The following is a 19152-nucleotide window of genomic DNA, read 5'->3' on the forward strand; positions in this document are numbered from 1 at the left end:
GACCGAGCAAACGCATCGGTGGAACCGAAGGCGGATGCTTGCGATCATTCTCTCGGCTACACGAGGCCGGTCCTTCTGTCACCTGGAATGCCCAATACGCTGTCACAATGATGAAGGAATAGGCAGGACAATGGTCTTTCAAGATACATGCGGCACCGCGCTTCTGACGCCCGATGAGATGGCCGAGGCGGATCGCCGGACCATCGCGGCCGGAACGCCCGGCATCGCGCTGATGGAGCGGGCGGCGGAGTCGGTCGCCGCCGCCGTCCATTCGCATTATCCGCGCGCCGAACGGATCGCGCTGCTGGCCGGCCCCGGCAACAATGGCGGCGATGCCTATGCCGCGGCCCGGTTGCTGGGTGAGGCGGGGCGCCGGGTGGAGATATTCGGCCTCGTCGCTGCGACGAAGCTTCACGGAGACGCCGCCATCGCCGCGACGGCTTTCGGCGGAACCACGCATCCGCTCGACAGCTTCGATCCCGCGGCGTTCGATCTGGTCATCGACGGCCTGTTCGGAGCCGGCCTGTCGCGCCCCGTCGAGGGCGAGGCGGCCGGGGTGATCCGCAAGCTGAACGCGGCGCCGACACCGGTCGTCGCCATCGATCTTCCGTCAGGCGTCTCAGGCGCTACCGGCGAGCGCCTGGGCGAAGCGGTTTCGGCCGATCTGACGGTGACCTTCTTCCGGCGCAAGCCGGGCCATTTGCTGGAGCCGGGCCGGAGCCTTTGCGGACCCACCATCGTCGCCGATATCGGCATCCCGGCGACGGTTCTCGACGCCATTGCCCCGATGATCTTCGCCAATGAGCCGGCACTGTGGATGGACGCGCTCAAGCGTCCACCCATAGCCGGTCATAAATACGACCGCGGCCATGCCGTCGTCTTTTCCGGCGGCGCGACGCGAACCGGCGCGGCGCGACTGGCCGCGACGGCGGCGTTGCGCGGCGGTGCCGGACTGGTCACGATCTTTTCACCAGGCGCGGCGCTGATGGCCAATGCCGCGCATCTCACCGCCATCATGCTGAAGCGTTGCGACGACGAGGCGGCGCTCGGAGAACGCCTGGAAGACTCGCGGTTCAACGCCTTCGTGCTCGGGCCGGGCTTCGGTGTCGGCGAGCGAGCGCGGTGTTTCGCCAGCGCGGTGCTGGCGGCGGGGCGGCGACTGGTTCTCGACGCCGACGGCATCACCGCTTTCGCGGACGATCCGGACACCCTGTTCGCAGCCGCCCGGGCCGGGGGGAAGGGGGCTTCGGCGCTCGTGCTGACGCCCCATGATGGCGAGTTCAAGCGGCTGTTTCCCGACATTGCGGATCGACATGCCTCGAAGCTGGAGCGGGCGCGGGTGGCGGCCACACGCGCCGGCGCGATCATTGTCCTGAAAGGGCGTGACACGGTCATCGCCGCGCCGGACGGGCGAGCCGCGATCAATGCGACCGGAACGCCCTGGCTGGCGACAGCGGGGACGGGCGACGTTCTCGCTGGGCTCGTCGCGGCGCAACTCGCGCAAGGCACGCCCAGCTTCGAGGCAGCCTGCGCGGCGGTCTGGATGCATGGGCGGGCCGCCGAACTGTTCGGGCCGGGACTGATTTCGGAGGATTTGCCTGCGATGCTGCCGAAGGTTCATCGCCAACTGGAAGCCCTTGCTTCCAATCCGCGCGCCTGATTTCCACTCGCTCGAGTCGGAGGCGCGGCGCAGCCTGCTCAGCGGTTGCCGAGCCGCTCCATCAACGCCATCGCCGCCTGCGGCGCCCGTACCTTGCCCTCGCGGATGAAGTAGACGAACACCTCGCGCGGCGTCTTCGCGGCATGCGTTTGCGGATCGGCGCGTGGCAGGTCGTCCGGTTCGCCGCCCGTCGCCCAGAGCCGTGCCCGCTCGGCCCAGCGATCGAGTGCATCGGACGGATAGCCGGTCTCGATCTCGGCATTGCCCTTCTGCAGCCGCGCATAGACGAAATCCGATGTCACATCGGCGATCTCGGCATAATCGGCGCTTTCCGCGTAGACGATGGCGGCGCCGGCATCACGGCACAGCGTCAGCGCCTCGGGACACACGAAGCTTTCGTGGCGCAGCTCAACCGCGTGACGCAGCCGGATTCCGTCGATGTCTTTCGGCAACAATTTGAGGAAGGCGCCGAAATCGTCCGGCTCGAAGCGCTTGGTGCCGGCGAGCTGCCACAGGATCGGCCCCAGCTTGTCGCCCAGTTCAACGATGCCCGAGCGCACGAAGCGGTCGATGGATTCGCCGCCCTCGGCCAGCACCTTGCGATTGACCGCATAGCGCGGCGCCTTGAGCGAGAAGACGAAGCCGTCCGGCGTCTCGCTCGCCCATTTGGCGAAGGTCTCGGGCTTTTGCGAACGGTAGAAGGTGCCGTTGACCTCGATCGTTGTCAGCTTCGAGGCGGCATATTCCAGCTGACGCTTTTTCGGCAGACCATCAGGATAGAACGAGCCTTCCCAGGGCGCGAAGGTCCAGCCGCCGATGCCGGCGCGGATAGCCGCTGATTGGGTCATGGCGCACTCCACTTGTTCTTAGCTAAGCGATTAGCTATATTGCAATTCATGGCGACTTTCACGGTTCATCAGGCCAAGACCGAACTCTCCAAACTCATGGCTCGCGCCGAAGCAGGCGAGGAGATTGTCATCGCGCGTCGCGACAAACCTGCGGTCAAGCTGGTTCCCGTCGGCGAAATGCGAAAGAAGGAGCGTATTCCAGGGGCGCTGAAGGGCATGTTCAAGGTTCCGGACAATGTCTTCGACCCCCTTCCGGAGGACGAATTGCAGGCGTGGGACGGTAAATATTCGTTTGAACCCGATAAATGAGATTGCTTCTCGATACGCACACCTTGGCGTGGTGGCTATTGGACCACCCGCGGCTGTCCGCCACAATCCGGAATCTGCTGAAAGATACCGACAACGCGGTCTTCGTGAGCGCGGTCTCCGCCCTCGAGGCAGCGACGAAGTTCCGGCTCGGAAAGTGGCCGGAAGTCGGGCCGATGGCGACAGCCTTCGAAGAAGTGATGCGCGACCAGGATCTGCCGATCATCCCGATTGCCGCGCGCCACGCGGCGCGCGCCGGACTGATGGACGGAGCGCATCGCGATCCGTTCGATCGCATTCTCGCAGCTCAGGCCGAGATCGAAGACCTGGTGCTTGCGACCAATGATCCGCGTTTCACCGATTTCGGAACAAAAACGGTGTGGTAGATGGCCGGGCGAACTACGGGCTTCTTTTGACCGGTTGATCCTCGCACAGGAAATTGAGGTCGCTTACTCCGCTGCCACGCTGCTCACATGCGGGCGCCGCTGCAGCAGACCCTTCAGGAACTGCCCGGTATAGGAGCCCTCGGCCTTGACGATGTCCTCCGGCGTGCCGGACGCGACGATCTCGCCGCCGCCGTCGCCGCCTTCTGGGCCGATGTCCACCACCCAGTCGGCCGTCTTGATCACCTCGAGATTGTGCTCGATGACGACGACCGTGTTGCCGCGATCGACGAGGTCATGCAGCACGGTCAAAAGCTTCGCGACATCGTGGAAGTGCAGTCCAGTCGTCGGCTCGTCCAAAATATAGAGCGTCCGGCCGGTCGCCTTGCGCGACAGCTCCTTGGCGAGCTTCACCCGCTGCGCCTCGCCGCCCGACAGCGTATTCGCCTGCTGGCCGACCTTGATGTAACCGAGCCCGACCTCGTTCAGCGTGGCGAGCTTGTCGCGAACCGCCGGCACGGCGGCAAAGAACTCGACTCCTTCCTCGACCGTCATGTCGAGCACATCGGCGATCGACTTCTCCTTGAAGGTCACCTCCAGCGTCTCGCGGTTGTAGCGCTTGCCGTGGCAGACGTCGCAGGTGACGTAGACATCCGGCAGAAAGTGCATCTCGATCTTGATGACGCCGTCGCCGTGGCACGCTTCGCAGCGCCCGCCCTTGACGTTGAACGAGAACCGGCCGGGCTGATAGCCGCGCGCCTTGGCTTCGGGCAGCCCCGCGAACCAGTCGCGGATCGGCGTGAACGCGCCGGTGTAGGTCGCCGGGTTCGAGCGCGGGGTGCGGCCGATCGGCGATTGATCGATGTCGATGACCTTGTCGAGATGTTCCAGCCCCTCGATCCGGTCGTGCTCGGCCGGTACGTCACGGGCATTGGCGATGCGGCGCGCCGCCGCCTTGAACAATGTCTCGATCAGAAAGGTCGACTTGCCGCCACCGGAAACGCCGGTGACGCAGGAAAACAGGCCGAGCGGAATCTCCGCCGTCACGTCCTTCAAATTGTTGCCACGCGCGCCGACCACCTTCAGCCGCTTGCCCTTGACCGGCTTGCGGCGCTTTGCCGGCACCGGCACGCCGAGATCGCCCGACAGATAGCGCCCGGTCAGGGAGTTCGGATGGGCCTTGATGTCGGCGGGCGTGCCCGAGGCGATGATCTCGCCGCCATGGATGCCCGCCGCCGGCCCGATGTCGACGACATAGTCGGCCGACAGGATCGCATCCTCGTCATGCTCGACGACGATGACGGTGTTGCCGATGTCGCGCAGGTGCTTCAGCGTCACCAGCAGGCGCTCATTGTCGCGCTGATGCAGGCCGATCGACGGCTCGTCCAGGACGTAGAGAACGCCGGTGAGCCCCGAGCCGATCTGCGAAGCGAGGCGGATGCGTTGGCTTTCGCCGCCGGACAAGGTGCCGGAGGAACGCGACAGCGTCAGATATTCCAGACCCACATCGTTGAGGAAGCGCAGCCGCTCGCGGATTTCCTTCAATATTCGCACGGCGATCTGATTGTGCTTGTCGCTGAGCTTGGCCGGCAGCGCCTCGAACCAGTCGCCAGCCGCGCGGATCGACAGCTCGGTCACCTCGCCGATGTGGCATCCGCCGATCTTGACCGCCAGCGCCTCCGGTTTCAGCCGATGGCCACCGCAGGCCGGGCAGGGGGTCGCCGACATGAAGCGCTCGATCTCCTCGCGCATCCAGGCCGAATCGGTCTCCTTCCAGCGGCGCGCGAGATTGGGCACGATGCCCTCGAAGCTTTTCGTCGTCTTGTAGGATCGCATTCCGTCATTGTAGCGGAATTCGATCTTGGTCTTGCCGGTGCCGTTCAGGATCGCGTTCTGGGCGTCATCCGGCAGCTCCGACCATTTGTCGGTCTGTTTGAAGCCGAAGGTGCGTCCGAGCGCGTCGAGCGTCTGGGCGTAATAGGGCGAGGTCGATTTCGCCCAGGGCGCGATCGCGCCGCCCTTCAGCGTCACTGCCTCGTTGGGGACGATCAGCTTGGGATCGACGGCGCGCTGCGAGCCGAGGCCGTCGCAGCGCGGACAGGCGCCGAACGGATTGTTGAACGAAAACAAGCGCGGCTCGATCTCCGGGATCGTGAAGCCCGAAACCGGGCAGGCGAATTTTTCCGAAAACACCAGTTGCCGCGGTTTGCCGTTCTCGTCGACGCCGTCGGCGAATTCGGCCACCGCCAGCCCATCTGCGAGACCCAGCGCGGTCTCCATTGAATCTGCAAGGCGCGCGGATATGTCGCCCCGTACGACGATACGGTCGACCACCACGTCGATATCGTGCTTGTACTTCTTGTCGAGGACCGGCGCGTCGGCAATGTCGTAGAACTCACCGTCGACGCGGACCCGCTGGAAGCCCTTTTTCTGCAGTTCCGCCAGTTCCTTGCGGTATTCGCCCTTGCGGCCGCGCACGATGGGGGCCAGCAGATAGAGACGGGCGCCCTCGTCGAGTTCCAGGACGCGGTCGACCATCTGGCTGACCGTCTGGCTCTCGATCGGCAGGCCGGTGGCGGGCGAATAGGGAACGCCGACGCGCGCGAACAGCAGCCGCAGATAGTCGTAGATTTCGGTGACGGTGCCGACGGTCGAACGCGGGTTTTTCGAGGTCGTTTTCTGTTCGATCGAGATCGCCGGCGACAGCCCGTCGATCTGATCGACATCGGGCTTTTGCATCATCTCGAGGAACTGGCGGGCATATGCCGACAGGCTCTCGACATAGCGCCGCTGCCCTTCGGCATAGATCGTGTCGAACGCCAGCGACGACTTGCCCGAGCCCGACAGGCCGGTCATGACGATCAATGTGTCGCGCGGCAGGTCAAGATCGACGTTCTTGAGATTATGCTCGCGCGCGCCGCGAATGGAGATCGTCTTCAGTTCGGCCATGACGCGTCCGGCGGTCCTTGTGATTGGGAGACCGAGCCTACTTAAGTCGTCCAGGCGACTCTTCCAAGGCGGCCCGCCATTGACTCGATTTCAATAATGTTCTTTTTTTGTTCTTAGCAGGCTAAAGTGAGTCAGCCAAGCGCATACGGCCGCCGCAGGGAAATCGCGCAAACGGACGAAGAGCGTTTTCAGCGGTGGACGAGTGCGCCTGCGTCCTTTCGCCCCTTGGCGTGGTCGGATAGGATCGCGCCGGTTTTAAAGCATGGAGTTCGATAATGGCAGGCAGCGTGAACAAGGTGATCCTGGTCGGAAATCTCGGAGCCGATCCGGAGATCCGCCGCCTGAACTCCGGCGACGCGGTGGTCAATCTACGCATCGCTACCTCGGAAAGCTGGCGGGACAAGAGCAGCGGCGAGCGCCGGGAAAAAACCGAGTGGCACAATGTCGTTATCTTCAACGAGAACCTCGTCAAGGTCGCCGAGCAATATCTGAAGAAGGGCGCGAAGGTCTATATCGAGGGCCAGCTCCAGACCCGCAACTGGGAGGACCAGTCGGGGCAGAAGCGCTACACGACGGAAGTCGTGCTGCAACGCTTCCGCGGCGAACTGCAGATGCTCGACAGTCGTGGCGAAGGCGGCGGCGGCGGCGGTGGCAGTTATGACCAGGGCGGCGGCGCGCGCGGCGGCTCCGGTGGCGGCGGAAAATCCGGCGGCGGCGGTTACGACCAGGGCGGCGGCGGTGGCGGATCGTCGCGTGATCTCGACGACGAAATCCCGTTCTGATTCGGAGGAGACGGCCGATTCGAACCTTTGGCGCGCTTGGCATCGTCTGCCTGGCTGGCGCCGCCGTCGCATCGTTTAGCGTTGCGACGGCGGGCGAGGTCACCGTGGAAGCGGCCCGCGTCACGTCTGAAAACGGCGGCGCCTTCGGTTTCGCGGTAACGCTTCGCCACGCCGACGAAGGCTGGGACCACTACGCCGACCGGTGGGACGTGGTCGGATCGGACGGGACGGTCTACGGGACCCGGACGCTGCTCCATCCCCACATGGACGAACAACCCTTCACCCGAAGCCAGTCGGGGATCGCACTTCCCGACGGGGTTCGGGAGATCGTGGTGCGCGGCCACGACAACATCCATGGCGATGGACCGGGCAAGACGGTAGTGATCCCCGGACGCTGAAGCGGCGGTGGACGCGCGGATTTACAGGTCAGGCGACGGTAGTGATGCTCTGGCTGGATTGAACCAAAGCCGCAATTCCATCCGCGACGAACTGCACCGCCAATGCGGCCAGGAGAACGCCCAGCAGCCGGGAAATCACCGCGCGGCCGGTGGCGCCAAGCCAGCGGTCGAAATGGTCCGCCACCGCGAGAAAGCCGAAGGTGACCGCGAGGGCCGTGAAAACTACGACGACCAAGCCGATCTGGCCGGTGAGACTCGGGACCGAGCCGGACAACAGGATCACGGCCGAAATCGCGCCCGGTCCCGCCATCAGCGGGATCGCCAGGGGAAAAGCCGCGACATCGGCGAGGTCCGGATCATCCACTGCGCGATTGGCACTGCGCTCGTGGCGTTCCTTTCGCTTTTCGAAGACCAACTCGAAGCCGATCCAGAACAGGAACAGGCCGCCGGCCACACGGAAGGCCCCAAGTGTGATGCCGAGACCTTCGAGCAGCATGAGACCGGCGAGCCCGAACAGGGTCAGGATCACGAAGGCGATGATGCAGGCCCGGAGCGCGATGCGGCGTCGTTCGACAGCCCCCACGCCGGGTGTCACCGCCAGGAACAGCGGCACGAGCCCGAGCGGATCGAGGATGACGAAGAGCGTGACAAAGCCGCTGAGAAGAAGATCGAACATATTCCAGCCGTCCGGTGATCCAGCATTCTGGGTAGCAGGTGCCGACCGGTCGTCAACCGCTACGTTCGCCATCGCTGTCGAGCGAACGATCCGACGGGCTGATTCTCGCCAATTCGCGCCGGTTTTCGGCGGCTGAGCCTGACGTCATTGGAAGTTTCTTTTTCTGCTTGTGCAACTGATTGAAATAATTAGACAAATTCGCTGCCGTCAACGACCGCGGGAATTGCCCTTGACGCGCTATTCGCGCTATAGCCAAGCAATGAATTTCAAGCCCATCGGGACATGATTTTGGCCGAAGACGACGACAACACGACGCCGCCGGAACGCCCCAGCGGTATCGACTCCATTTCGATCATCGAGGAAATGCAGCGCAGCTATCTCGATTACGCCATGAGCGTGATCGTCAGCCGCGCGCTTCCGGACGTGCGCGATGGCTTGAAGCCTGTGCATCGGCGCATCCTCTACGCCATGCACGGGATGGGCCTCAGCTTCAACAAGCCCTATCGCAAGTCCGCCGGTGTCGTCGGTGAGGTGATGGGTAAATACCATCCGCACGGCGATTCCTCGATCTACGACGCCCTCGTGCGAATGGCGCAGGATTGGTCGCTGCGCGTGCCGCTCATCGAGGGGCAGGGCAATTTCGGCTCGATCGACGGCGATCCGCCGGCGGCCATGCGCTATACCGAGACCCGGCTCTACAAGGTCTCCGAGGCGCTGCTCGAGGATATCGACAAGGAGACCGTCGACTTCCAGGACAATTACGACGGCCGCGAACGGGAGCCGGTCGTCCTTCCGGCGCGTTTCCCGAACCTTCTCGTCAACGGCTCCGGCGGCATCGCCGTTGGCATGGCGACGAACATTCCGCCGCACAATCTCGGCGAGATCGTCGACGGCTGCGTGGCGATGATCGACAATCCTGCGATCGCGCTGGAAGAGTTGATGGAATTCATTCCTGGTCCGGATTTCCCGACCGGGGCGATCGTTCTCGGTCGTGCGGGCATCCTGTCCGCCTATTCTACCGGCCGCGGCTCGATCCTGATGCGCGGCAAGGCTCACATCGAGCCGATGCGCGGCGACCGCGAAGCGATCATCATCACCGAGGTTCCCTATCAGGTGAACAAGGCCTCGATGATCGAGAAGATGGCCGATCTCGTGCGCGACAAGCGCATTGAGGGTATCTCGGACATCCGCGACGAGAGCGACCGCGACGGTTACCGTGTGGTCATCGAACTGAAGCGTGACGCGTCCTCCGACGTCATCCTCAACCAGCTCTACCGCTTCACGCCGCTGCAGACCTCCTTCGGCGCGAATATGGTCGCGCTGAATGGCGGCAAGCCGGAGCAGCTGACGCTGATCGACATGCTGTCGGCCTTCATCGCCTTCCGCGAGGAGGTGGTGAACCGGCGCACCAAGTTCCTGCTGCGCAAGGCGCGCGAGCGGGCCCACGTTCTCGTCGGCCTGGCCATTGCCGTGGCCAATATCGACGAAATCATCAAGCTGATCCGCGCCGCGCCGGACCCGGCGACGGCGCGCGAACAGCTGATGGCCCGCGCATGGGAAGCCAAGGACGTCGCCCCGCTGATCCGGCTGATCGACGATCCGCGCCACCGCATCGCCGAGGACGGCACCTATCGCTTGTCGGAAGCCCAGGCACGGGCGATCCTCGATCTGCGCCTCCAGCGCCTGACCGCGCTCGGCCGGGACGAAATCGGCGACGAGCTCAACAAGATCGGCGAGGAGATCAAGGAGTATCTCGAAATCCTCTCCTCGCGCACCAAGGTCCGCGAGATCATCAAGGCCGAACTCATCGCCGTGCGCGACGAGTTCGCGACGCCGCGCCGCACAGAGCTGACCGAAGGGGCGGCGGACATGGACGACGAGGATTTGATTCCGCGTGAGGACATGGTCGTCACCGTCAGCCATGGCGGCTACATCAAGCGCGTGCCGCTGACCACCTACCGGGCGCAGCGGCGTGGCGGCAAGGGTCGATCCGGCATGTCGCTGAAGAACGACGAGGATTTCGTCACCCGACTGTTCGTTGCCAACACGCACACGCCGGTCTTGTTCTTCTCCTCGCGCGGCATCGTCTACAAGGAAAAGGTCTGGCGGCTGCCGCTGGCGAGCCCGCAGGCGCGTGGCAAGGCGCTGATCAACATGCTGCCCTTGGAAAAAGGCGAGCGCATTACCTCGATCCTGCCGCTACCGAGCGATCCCGAGGCGGCCGCCGAACTCAACGTGATGTTCGCGACGACCCGTGGCACGGTTCGTCGCAACAAGCTGTCCGACTTCGTGCAGGTCAATCGCAACGGCAAGATCGCGATGAAACTGGACGAGGAGGGCGACGAAATCCTGGCCGTCGCCACCTGTTCGGAAGACGACGACGTGTTGATGACGGCGGCCTCCGGCCAATGCATCCGCTTCCCGACGACCGATGTGCGCGTCTTCGCCGGCCGCAATTCGGTCGGCGTCCGCGGTATCGCGCTCGCCAAGGGCGATACCGTCATCTCGATGGCGATCCTGCGTCATGTGGATGCGACCCCGGCCGAGCGGGCCTCCTATCTGAAGATGCGCCGCGCCGTCGACGGCGAAGCCGCCGCCGAGACCGTGGTTGAGGAGGAGGGCGTCGAGGACGTCGCTATCGATCAGGAGCGCTATGGCTTCCTCAGTGCCAACGAGGAATTCGTGCTGACGCTGAGCGAGTTCGGCTACGGCAAGCGCTCGTCGTCCTATGATTTCCGCACCATCGGTCGCGGCGGCAAGGGCATCCGCGCCACCGATCTGTCGAAAGCGAGCGAGATCGGAAATCTTGTCGCTGGCTTCCCGGTCGAGGACGGCGATCAGATTCTGCTCGTCACCGATCGGGGTCAGCTGATCCGGGTGCCGGTTGAAGGCATCCGCATTGCCGGTCGGGCGACGCGCGGCGTCACCATTTTCCGGACGGCCGAGGGCGAGCGTGTCGTTTCGGTGGAGCGGATTCCCGATCAGGGCGCCGATGACGCGGAGGAGACGGAAGCGCCACAGGCGGACGACGATGTCGCGAGCGATGGCGGCCCTGAAGGCGAGACGTCCTGACGTTTCAGGTTCGACGCGCGTGCATTCACAAACATAAAAGCCGTCCGGAGCGATTCCGGACGGCTTGCTGATGTCTGCGCCGCGGGGAGGATACCGCGGCCGCTCGCTCGGTGAGCGGCGTCTATTGCATGAAGCGGGTGCGGCGGGCAGTCGCCTTGACGCGCACGTTCTGCGACTCGCTATGGAGCGTGATGGCGGTGGCGGAAAGCAGGGTGACGATCATGGCGAGGGCAAGCGCGAAAACCAGCATGTCAATACTCCGTTGTTCGCTTTAAAAACCCAGTAGCGGCGAATTTGTTCCATATAAACTCCGCGAGCTGAACGACGGCACAGGAAGTGGTTCACAAACCGTTCATCTGCGTGGGGTCTCCGGTGGGCCTCTTGCGAATTTTTCTTTGGCAAGGACAGGATAATCGAAGCCATGAAACGCGCGTTTTACCCTGGATCCTTCGATCCGATTACTAACGGTCACCTCGACATTCTGCGTCAGGCGGTGGCGATTTTCGACGAGGTCGTCATCGGCATCGGTGTCCATCCGGGCAAGCAACCGATGTTCAGCTTCGACGAGCGCGCCCGGTTGATTGCCGAATGTGCTGCCCCGGAATCCATTACCGGCCAGACCGACGTGATCCGCGTCGTCTCCTTCGATGGGCTCGTGGTCGAGGCCGCGCGCGACGCCGAGGCAGTGGCGTTGGTCCGCGGCCTGCGAGACGGAACAGATCTTGACTACGAGATGCAGATGGCCGGGATGAACGGCGTCATGCGGCCGGAGATTGCGACGATCTTCTTTCCGGCTTCGCCTGCGACAAGGCCCATAACCGCCACATTGGTCCGCCAAATCGCCATGATGGGCGGGGACGTTACGCCGTTCGTGCCCGGAAACGTCGCGGAAGCGATACGAGGAAAAGTCGCCTGACGCGAACCGCGGGCGCCACAATCTGGGAACCATCTTGCATGAAGTTTTTCGCTACACTCGGCCTGGCCGTGTCGATCGCCGCCGCATCCTTCACGGGTCTCGCGTCAGCGCAGCAATCAGATCCCGAAAACACCCTGGTCGTCACCACGAAGACCGGCGACATCGAGATCGGCCTTCGCCCAGATCTCGCGCCCGAGCACGTCAAACGGCTCAAGGAACTGGCGCGCGAGGGCTTCTACGACGGCGTCGTCTTCCACCGAGTCATCGACGGATTCATGGCCCAGACGGGCGATCCTGACGGCACTGGCATGGGCGGCTCCGACAAGCCGGACCTCAAGGCCGAGTTCTCCGACGAGACCTTCGACCGCGGCACCGTCGGCATGGCCCGCTCGCAGGACCCCAATTCGGCAAATTCCCAGTTTTTCATCATGCTGGCCGATGGCGATTTCCTCGACGGCCAGTATACGATCGTCGGCGATGTCGTGTCGGGCATGGAGAATGTCGATGCCATCAAGAAGGGCGACTCCGCCCAGAACGGCACGGTCCAGGACCCCGACAAGATGATCAAGGTCAGCGTTGCCGCCGACGGCAAGTGATCTGAAAGCCGCCGCCGATTGACGGCGGCAAACCTTGTGCCTTGGAGCGAATCCGCTCAAAGAGGCTCCACCGATACGGTCCGGGCTAGATCCGGGCCGTTCCCGTTTTCGAGATACGACAAGCAAGGAGAGCAACATGGCGCACGAGAACCCCGACGATACACTGGTACTCGAGACGACGAAGGGCCGCGTGGTCATCAAGCTGCGACCCGACCTCGCGCCCGCCCATGTGGCGCGCGTCAAGGAGCTCGCGCGCGAAGGCTTTTACGACGGCGTCGTTTTCCACCGGGTCATCGACGGCTTCATGGCCCAGACCGGCGATCCCACGGGAACCGGTTCCGGCGGCTCCGACAAGCCAGACCTGAAGGCCGAGTTCACGGCCGAGCCGCATAAGCGCGGTACGGTCTCGGCCGCCCGCACCGCCAACCCGAATTCGGCGAACTCCCAGTTCTACATCTGCTTCGACCGGGCCCCGTGGCTCGATCGCCAGTACAGCGTGTGGGGCGAGGTCGTCGAGGGCATGGACAATATCGATCAGATCAAGCGCGGCGAGCCGGTGAGCGATCCCGATTCGATCACCACCATGCGGGTCGCGTCCGACCTCTAGCGCCGAATGCGGAAAACTGGGAACCGGTTTTCCGCTTTTGCGCCGCTGACGTGTATTCCATCCATGTCGTTGCGGACGGCGGGTTTGTTCGATCCGTCGCCGTCATGATTCACAGATCCGGCTGGCCCAGCATGCGCGTCGATCAGTTCGACTTCGAGCTCCCGGAAGACCGCATCGCCTTGCGGCCCGCGTCGCCCCGGGAGAGCGCGCGTTTGCTTGCCGTCGGCGCGGACGGCACGCTCGGCGACCGTCACGTCGGGGATCTGCCGTCGCTGCTCGAACCGGGCGACGTGCTCGTCTTCAACGACACCCGCGTCATCCCGGCCCAGCTCGAAGGCGTGCGCCAGCGGCCGGATGCGCGGGACGGCGAGGGCAGGGCGCGCATTTCTGCGACGCTGCACATGCGCGTCGCGCCGGATCGCTGGCGGGCCTTTCTGCGCCCGGCAAAGCGGGTGCGGGTCGGCGACCATCTCGCCTTCGGCCCTGACGAAACCGACGGCCTTTCCGGCACGCTCGATGCGGCCGTCGAGGACAGGGGCGACGACGGTGAGGCAACCTTGCACTTCGACCGCTCCGGTCCGGCGCTGGACCAGGCGATCGCAGTGGTCGGGCACATTCCCTTGCCGCCCTACATTGCGTCCAAGCGGCCGGACGATGAGCGCGACCGGGCCGACTACCAGACCATCTACGCCCGCGAGGACGGAGCCGTGGCGGCGCCGACCGCCGGCCTGCATTTCACGCCCGCGTTGCTCGACCAACTGTCGAAACGTGGCATTGGAACCGAATATCTGACGCTCCATGTCGGGGCAGGCACGTTTCTGCCGGTCAAGGCGGAAGATACGGCAGAGCACCGGATGCACGCCGAGATCGGTCGGATCGGCGCGGCGACGGCGCAGCGTCTGAATGCCGCGCGCCAGGCCGGTGGACGCTTGGTCGCTGTCGGCACCACGTCGCTGCGGCTTCTGGAAAGCGCGGTGCGCGACGATGGCATCATCGAACCCTTCACCGGCTCCACCGACATCTTCATCACCCCCGGCTATCGCTTTAAGGCTGTCGACAGGCTGATGACCAACTTCCACCTGCCGCGCTCGACCCTGTTCATGCTGGTCTCGGCCTTCTCGGGCTTCGAGACCATGCAGGCGGCCTACGCCCACGCCATCAAAACGGGCTACCGCTTCTATTCCTATGGCGATGCCTGCCTGCTGGATCGGGTGCCGGAATGAGCGAATCCTTTCAGTTCCGGCTGCTCGCCACCGACGGCAAGGCGCGGCGCGGCGAAATCACCATGCCGCGCGGCACGGTGCGCACGCCGGCCTTCATGCCGGTCGGAACCGCCGGCACGGTCAAGGCGATGTATCTGGATCAGGTGCGCGAGCTCGGCTCCGACATCATCCTCGGCAATGTCTATCACCTGATGCTGCGGCCCGGCGCCGAGCGCGTCGCCCGGCTCGGCGGCCTGCACGCATTCGCTCGCTGGCCGCATCCGATCCTGACCGATTCCGGCGGCTTCCAGGTGATGTCGCTGGCAAAACTGCGCAAGCTCGACGAGACCGGCGTGCGTTTCCGCTCCCATGTCGACGGCTCTGAATACGCGCTGACGCCCGAGCGGGCGATCGAAATCCAGGGGCTACTCGGCAGTGACATCCAGATGCAGCTCGACGAGTGCATTCGGCTGCCGGCGGAACGGGCCGAGATAGAACGGGCGATGGAGATGTCGCTGCGCTGGGCCGAACGCTGCGCCACCGCCTTCGGCGACCAGCCCGGCAAGGCGATGTTCGGCATCGTGCAAGGCGGCGACGCCATCGACTTGCGGATTCGCTCGGCCGAGCGTCTGGCGGCCATGGACCTGAAGGGCTACGCCGTCGGCGGTCTCGCGGTCGGCGAGCCGCAGGCGGTGATGCTCAAGACGCTCGACGAGACGCTTCCCGTCATGCCGGCGGAAAAGCCCCGCTATCTGATGGGCGTCGGCACGCCGGACGACATCTTGCGCTCGGTGGCGCGGGGGATCGACATGTTCGACTGCGTCATGCCGACCCGCTCGGGCCGGCATGGGCTCGCCTTCACCCGCTTCGGCAAGGTGAACCTGAAGAACGCCCGCCACGCGGAAGACACGCGCCCGCTCGACGAGGCCTCGGACTGTCCGGCCTCGCGCGACTATTCGCGCGCCTATCTGCACCATCTGGTGCGCTCCAATGAAGCGCTCGCCTCGATGCTTCTGACCTGGAACAACCTTGCCTACTACCAGTCGCTGATGGCCGGCATCCGGGACGCGATCGAAGCCGGGCGCTTCGCCGACTTCGCCGCGGCCACCGAGGCCGATTGGGCGCGGGGAGACATTCCACCGCGCGTCTGAGCCGTTCAGGCGGCGAGATCGTCGCCCTTGCGGATCGCGCAGCCGGTGATCTTCATCGACCCGTCCGCCTGGCGTTCCAGCGTATAGCTGGCAATCCAGCTCTGCCCGTTCTGGTCGGTGAGATAGACCTCCTGACGGAAGCCCGCGCCCTCGGCCTCCAGCGCGCCGAAGACGGTGTTGCTGGATCGGTAGACCGGAGCGTAGCCCGACCGGACCATGCCCATGAAGATTTGCGGCGAGGGAAACATCGCCTGAATGTTCGGCGCGGCGTAGGAATAGGCGCTGGCGCCGTCATCGGACCGAAAGGCCTCGATCTGGCCGGAAATCGCGGCCCGCACGTCCGACGCATCGCCCGCGCGGGCAGGTAAAGCGAGAACCATCCCCGTCAGTGCCACCGCCGCCATCAGCATGACCAGCCGACTCGCCATGCTTGCTCCTTTCGCGTCACGCGAAAAGGATCGAACGGAACCGCCGCGGCGGCAAACCGCCGGCGCTCAATTCCGCGTGATGGCGCATGCCGCGTGTTTCAAACGGCCGAGCGGACGCCGGTTTCAGCCGTCGTTCGCCGAATTCAGATCTTCGGGCCGCCGGCCTTCGTCGGGATAAGCGACATGGGCCACGACCTTGCGGTGGCTGGTGCTGGCAAGCGGGACGATGTCGAGTTCCACCCGCACGCCGAGATCGGCGGCCGCGTTTACCGCGTCGGTCAGCGCTGCCGCGGATTCCATCACATCGTCGATCGCTGCCTGCATCGTGCCCGTGACGTGCGATTCAAGAATTTCTTTTGTCATGGGATTAAAATGGAAGTCGAAGGGCGATTGGACAAGGACGCTTGCGTCGCATCGTCGCCGAAAGGTCGACATCTGTGCAGGCGGCCCTCGCGGCGCGAGTTCCAGCACCAGAGGCTATGCTCAAATGAACCGGATGCGCGGGCGGTGTAGCGGGTGGGAGCCGCTACACCGCCCGCCTTCCCAACGACGTTTTGCCCACCGCGAGAAGCACTCCTTCCCTAACGGAAATTACAAAATGGCGCAATCTGTGTCGAATTGTCCGCTGCGAAACGTCGACTTGCTGAATGCCCGTGTGGTGACGGGCAAAATATAGCGGCATCGCCGGTTAACGGTGATCGGTTATGCCCGATCAGTCCTGCCGACGCCCCTCCTGCATCTCTTGGCCCTTGAGAACCAAACTGAAATATTGCTCCCAACTCGATCGTAGGGACAACAGATTGTCGGTCAGCGCGGTCGAGACTCCAGCCAACTCCTCCAATGTATTAACGCTCGCGTCGAACCGCTCGGTGAGATTTCCCGTCACGTCACCATTCTTGGTGCTCTCCATGAGCAGCGCGAGCGCCTTGCCGTCGGCAATTGCCTCCTCTGCCGTCTTGGCCAATGTCTCGAGCAGCGCGCCGCGTTCCGCTTCCAGCGTTTCCAACAGGGGACGCTGCTGCGCGATGGCACGGGACATGTTCCGCCATTCGCGCGCGCGCTCGTCGAGGTCGTCCCGCACACCGAGAAACCCACCTGCAATTCGACGCGGTAGCGCCACCGGCGTCGCGCCTTTCGGATTGGCGGGGACTGAAGAACTCTTCGATGACTGCGACACAGCCTTGCCGAATTCGTCGCTCAACTCTCTTTCAAGAGTGTCGGCGATATCGTTCGATGAATTGTCGGTATTGTCTTTGGCCATTTCGAAACTCCGATCTCATCTGCCTAAATAGGCAACGGCTCGCAGACCAATCCACTGAATTATCGCGCCGTGGTTAATCGCAAGCACTCGGCCGCCAAGAAAATTCGGTCCCGATTGTGATAGACCGAGGCGTGAATTCGACAATGCCGTCCACCGCCGCGGGTTATTACCACCGCCGCGCACGCCGCACCCCTGCGGGAATAACGGCGGCGCGCGTTCGATCAAACGCCATGTCGCTCCGGCGTCAAAGACGTCACTGCGGTCTTGTCTGCGCCAAGCGGCGAAGCTCGATTGTCAACGGCAACGATGAGACGAGGATTCCTACGCGACGCACCGTCGTCGCGCCTAAGTCTTAAGCCACGGCTTCATTTCAGATCGTGAAATCGCATCGGACGAAATCCCGCTCATCACTCCTCTGATACACGTCAGCGCGTACTCGCTTCCTCTGATTCCTCGGCTCGCCTCATCAAGCGCGTCGAACACGTCAACAAAAGTGCGCATCTTTCGAAACTTTACATCCGGCTCCGGGATTGGCGTCTCTCCCTCAAAGGGTTCAATACGCTGATGGAGCGCCGCAACATCGTGACGTAAACGCTTGGTCTCCCTGACGAGCTTCTCGACGGCATCGGTCATTCGATCGAACTGGGCATGAATATCTGCCATGACGAATCTACCTCGCGTAGGGGCCGAAGACCGCTGGATCGACTTCCGCCAATGAAACCAACGGCCAAAATTAAGTTGCGACTGCGCTGTAATTAATTGAATTTATTGAATGTTTTGGTGAGCGCGCAGGGATTCGAACCCTGGACCTACAGATTAAAAGTCCGTTGCTCTACCAACTGAGCTACGCGCTCGAACCGCCGGGGCGCGAGCGACCCGGCGAGAACGGGCGGAACATAGAAAGGCGGCATATGCCGGTCAACCGGAAATCGCCGCTCCCGGTGACGGATTTGCGATTTGCCGCGCGGCGCTCGGGCAATTAAGACCCGGCCGACGGTCCGCGTCCCAGATCGTCGCCCTCAAACGGCGGTTTCGCGCGCAGTGAAGCCGGGCCGGTGTCGGGCGACCCGCGAATCGGATCAATGCGATAGAACCGAGGCATGCCTTGCTCGCCGAACTTTCCTACCCGACAGCTATCTTTGCGGGAGCGCTTTCGTTCCTGTCGCCCTGCGTCCTGCCGCTGGTGCCACCCTATCTGTGCTACATGGCGGGCGTCTCCGCCGACGAATTGCGCGCCGGGCCGCAGCTCGGCTCGGCCCGCTATACGCGGCTGATCGTGACTTCGCTCGTCTTCGTGCTCGGCTTTTCCACGGTATTCGTGGCGCTCGGCGCCGGCGCCAGCACGATCGGCCAGGTTCTTCGGCAAAATCTCGATTGGCTCGGCATCGTCGCCGGCATCGCGATCATCATCATGGGCCTGAATTTCCTCGGCGTCTTCCGGCTGTCCTTCCTGTCGAAGGAAGCCCGGCTAACCGCGCCCGACAAGCCGCGCAGCGTCGTCGGCGCCTATCTGATGGGGTTGGCCTTCGCCTTCGGCTGGACGCCGTGCATCGGGCCAGTGCTCGGAGCAATTCTCGGTCTGGCCGGCGCCAAGGGCACGGTCGGGGAGGGCGCGCTGATGCTCACATTCTACTCGGCCGGCCTCGGCATTCCGTTCATTCTCGCGGCAACGTTCTCCGGGGCCTTCTTCCGCTGGATGAACGGCTTCAAGGCGCATCTCGCCACGGTGGAGAAGGTGATGGGAGGCCTCTTGGTTGTCACCGGCGTCTTGTTCCTGACCGGCAGCATGCAGACGATGTCGTTCTGGCTGCTGGAGAATTTCCCGGTGTTCCAGACCATCGGCTGATCGCGGCCGCCGACACATCCTTTTTCGGACAGCCTGTGCTAAGGCCTCGCCGTCTTGATGTGATTTTTGCG

The 19152-nt window shown here is 63.7% G+C and carries 20 protein-coding genes and 1 tRNA gene; 12 read left to right on the forward strand and 9 right to left on the reverse strand.

Features of this window, described 5'->3' with window-relative positions; translation table 11 throughout:
- The first annotated feature begins 130 nt into the window (after nt 1-130).
- Nucleotides 131-1660, forward strand: coding sequence for an NAD(P)H-hydrate dehydratase (locus tag VSX60_RS00330; protein ID WP_327622121.1), 1530 nt, complete (start codon nt 131-133; stop codon nt 1658-1660).
- Between the two features lie 38 nt (nt 1661-1698).
- Here the strand turns inward: VSX60_RS00330 and VSX60_RS00335 are convergent, their stop codons facing one another.
- A complete protein-coding gene (locus VSX60_RS00335; RefSeq protein WP_327622122.1) occupies nt 1699-2508 on the reverse strand; it encodes a DUF72 domain-containing protein in 810 nt (269 codons plus the stop codon).
- A gap of 48 nt (nt 2509-2556) precedes the next feature.
- Here VSX60_RS00335 and VSX60_RS00340 point away from each other — a divergent pair, with 48 nt between their 5' ends.
- Both VSX60_RS00340 and VSX60_RS00345 read left to right on the forward strand, forming a co-directional pair.
- Nucleotides 2557-2817 (forward strand): type II toxin-antitoxin system Phd/YefM family antitoxin, encoded by a 261-nt coding sequence (locus tag VSX60_RS00340; protein WP_327622269.1) that lies wholly within the window; start codon nt 2557-2559, stop codon nt 2815-2817.
- Nucleotides 2814-3200 carry a type II toxin-antitoxin system VapC family toxin gene (locus VSX60_RS00345; protein ID WP_327622123.1) on the forward strand — a complete coding sequence of 129 codons (387 nt, stop codon included), beginning with the start codon at nt 2814-2816 and terminating at the stop codon, nt 3198-3200. The genes VSX60_RS00340 and VSX60_RS00345 overlap by 4 nt, the downstream gene beginning before the upstream one ends.
- Nucleotides 3201-3263: 63 nt before the next feature.
- Here the strand turns inward: VSX60_RS00345 and uvrA are convergent, their stop codons facing one another.
- On the reverse strand, nt 3264-6146 hold the full coding sequence (gene uvrA / locus VSX60_RS00350; protein WP_327622124.1) for an excinuclease ABC subunit UvrA: 2883 nt from the start codon (nt 6144-6146) through the stop codon (nt 3264-3266).
- Between the two features lie 275 nt (nt 6147-6421).
- On the opposite strand from uvrA, the gene VSX60_RS00355 reads away from it, so the two are divergent.
- Complete coding sequence (locus tag VSX60_RS00355) at nt 6422-6928, forward strand: single-stranded DNA-binding protein (RefSeq protein ID WP_327622125.1); 507 nt, start codon at nt 6422-6424, stop codon at nt 6926-6928.
- Between the two features lie 104 nt (nt 6929-7032).
- Nucleotides 7033-7326 carry a hypothetical protein gene (locus VSX60_RS00360; RefSeq protein WP_327622126.1) on the forward strand — a complete coding sequence of 98 codons (294 nt, stop codon included), beginning with the start codon at nt 7033-7035 and terminating at the stop codon, nt 7324-7326.
- 28 nt (nt 7327-7354) lie between these two features.
- Here VSX60_RS00360 and VSX60_RS00365 read toward each other — a convergent pair whose 3' ends face one another.
- Nucleotides 7355-8002: a MarC family protein gene (locus tag VSX60_RS00365; RefSeq protein ID WP_327622127.1), complete on the reverse strand. Its 648-nt coding sequence runs from the start codon at nt 8000-8002 to the stop codon at nt 7355-7357.
- 288 nt (nt 8003-8290) lie between these two features.
- Here VSX60_RS00365 and gyrA point away from each other — a divergent pair, with 288 nt between their 5' ends.
- The gene (gyrA, locus tag VSX60_RS00370; protein ID WP_442873023.1) at nt 8291-11074 is read left to right on the forward strand and encodes a DNA gyrase subunit A; all 2784 of its coding nucleotides are present in this window, start codon (nt 8291-8293) and stop codon (nt 11072-11074) included.
- Between the two features lie 121 nt (nt 11075-11195).
- On the opposite strand, the gene VSX60_RS00375 is transcribed toward gyrA, so the two are convergent.
- On the reverse strand, nt 11196-11324 hold the full coding sequence (locus tag VSX60_RS00375) for a hypothetical protein (protein WP_327622129.1): 129 nt from the start codon (nt 11322-11324) through the stop codon (nt 11196-11198).
- 171 nt (nt 11325-11495) lie between these two features.
- On the opposite strand from VSX60_RS00375, the gene coaD reads away from it, so the two are divergent.
- From coaD to tgt, 5 genes are all read left to right on the forward strand, one after another.
- Nucleotides 11496-11990: a pantetheine-phosphate adenylyltransferase gene (gene coaD / locus VSX60_RS00380; protein ID WP_327622130.1), complete on the forward strand. Its 495-nt coding sequence runs from the start codon at nt 11496-11498 to the stop codon at nt 11988-11990.
- A 38-nt stretch (nt 11991-12028) separates the two neighbouring features.
- Nucleotides 12029-12586, forward strand: coding sequence for a peptidylprolyl isomerase (locus tag VSX60_RS00385; protein ID WP_327622131.1), 558 nt, complete (start codon nt 12029-12031; stop codon nt 12584-12586).
- 136 nt (nt 12587-12722) lie between these two features.
- Nucleotides 12723-13193, forward strand: a complete 471-nt coding sequence (locus VSX60_RS00390; RefSeq protein ID WP_327622132.1) for a peptidylprolyl isomerase — start codon at nt 12723-12725, stop codon at nt 13191-13193.
- Between the two features lie 131 nt (nt 13194-13324).
- Nucleotides 13325-14416 carry a tRNA preQ1(34) S-adenosylmethionine ribosyltransferase-isomerase QueA gene (queA, locus tag VSX60_RS00395; protein ID WP_327622270.1) on the forward strand — a complete coding sequence of 364 codons (1092 nt, stop codon included), beginning with the start codon at nt 13325-13327 and terminating at the stop codon, nt 14414-14416.
- Nucleotides 14413-15546: a tRNA guanosine(34) transglycosylase Tgt gene (gene tgt / locus VSX60_RS00400; RefSeq protein WP_327622133.1), complete on the forward strand. Its 1134-nt coding sequence runs from the start codon at nt 14413-14415 to the stop codon at nt 15544-15546. Before queA ends, tgt begins: the two co-directional genes overlap by 4 nt.
- 5 nt (nt 15547-15551) lie before the next feature.
- Here tgt and VSX60_RS00405 read toward each other — a convergent pair whose 3' ends face one another.
- The 5 genes from VSX60_RS00405 to VSX60_RS00425 all read right to left on the reverse strand — a co-directional run bounded on the left by VSX60_RS00405 (nt 15552) and on the right by VSX60_RS00425 (nt 18089).
- Nucleotides 15552-15974: a DUF4864 domain-containing protein gene (locus VSX60_RS00405; RefSeq protein ID WP_327622134.1), complete on the reverse strand. Its 423-nt coding sequence runs from the start codon at nt 15972-15974 to the stop codon at nt 15552-15554.
- Nucleotides 15975-16097: 123 nt separating this feature from the next.
- Nucleotides 16098-16445 (reverse strand): hypothetical protein, encoded by a 348-nt coding sequence (locus VSX60_RS00410; protein ID WP_327622135.1) that lies wholly within the window; start codon nt 16443-16445, stop codon nt 16098-16100.
- A 241-nt stretch (nt 16446-16686) separates the two neighbouring features.
- Nucleotides 16687-17235, reverse strand: coding sequence for a hypothetical protein (locus tag VSX60_RS00415; protein ID WP_327622136.1), 549 nt, complete (start codon nt 17233-17235; stop codon nt 16687-16689).
- A 345-nt stretch (nt 17236-17580) separates the two neighbouring features.
- Nucleotides 17581-17898, reverse strand: a complete 318-nt coding sequence (locus tag VSX60_RS00420; protein WP_327622137.1) for a hypothetical protein — start codon at nt 17896-17898, stop codon at nt 17581-17583.
- A gap of 115 nt (nt 17899-18013) precedes the next feature.
- Nucleotides 18014-18089: transfer RNA gene (locus tag VSX60_RS00425), tRNA-Lys, on the reverse strand.
- Between the two features lie 251 nt (nt 18090-18340).
- Between VSX60_RS00425 and VSX60_RS00430 the strand changes: the two genes are divergently transcribed.
- Nucleotides 18341-19081: a cytochrome c biogenesis CcdA family protein gene (locus tag VSX60_RS00430; RefSeq protein WP_327622138.1), complete on the forward strand. Its 741-nt coding sequence runs from the start codon at nt 18341-18343 to the stop codon at nt 19079-19081.
- Nucleotides 19082-19152 lie beyond the last annotated feature (71 nt).

Source organism: Aurantimonas sp. A3-2-R12, assembly GCF_036016755.1.
GTDB classification, from domain to species: Bacteria; Pseudomonadota; Alphaproteobacteria; order Rhizobiales; family Rhizobiaceae; genus Aurantimonas; species Aurantimonas coralicida_A.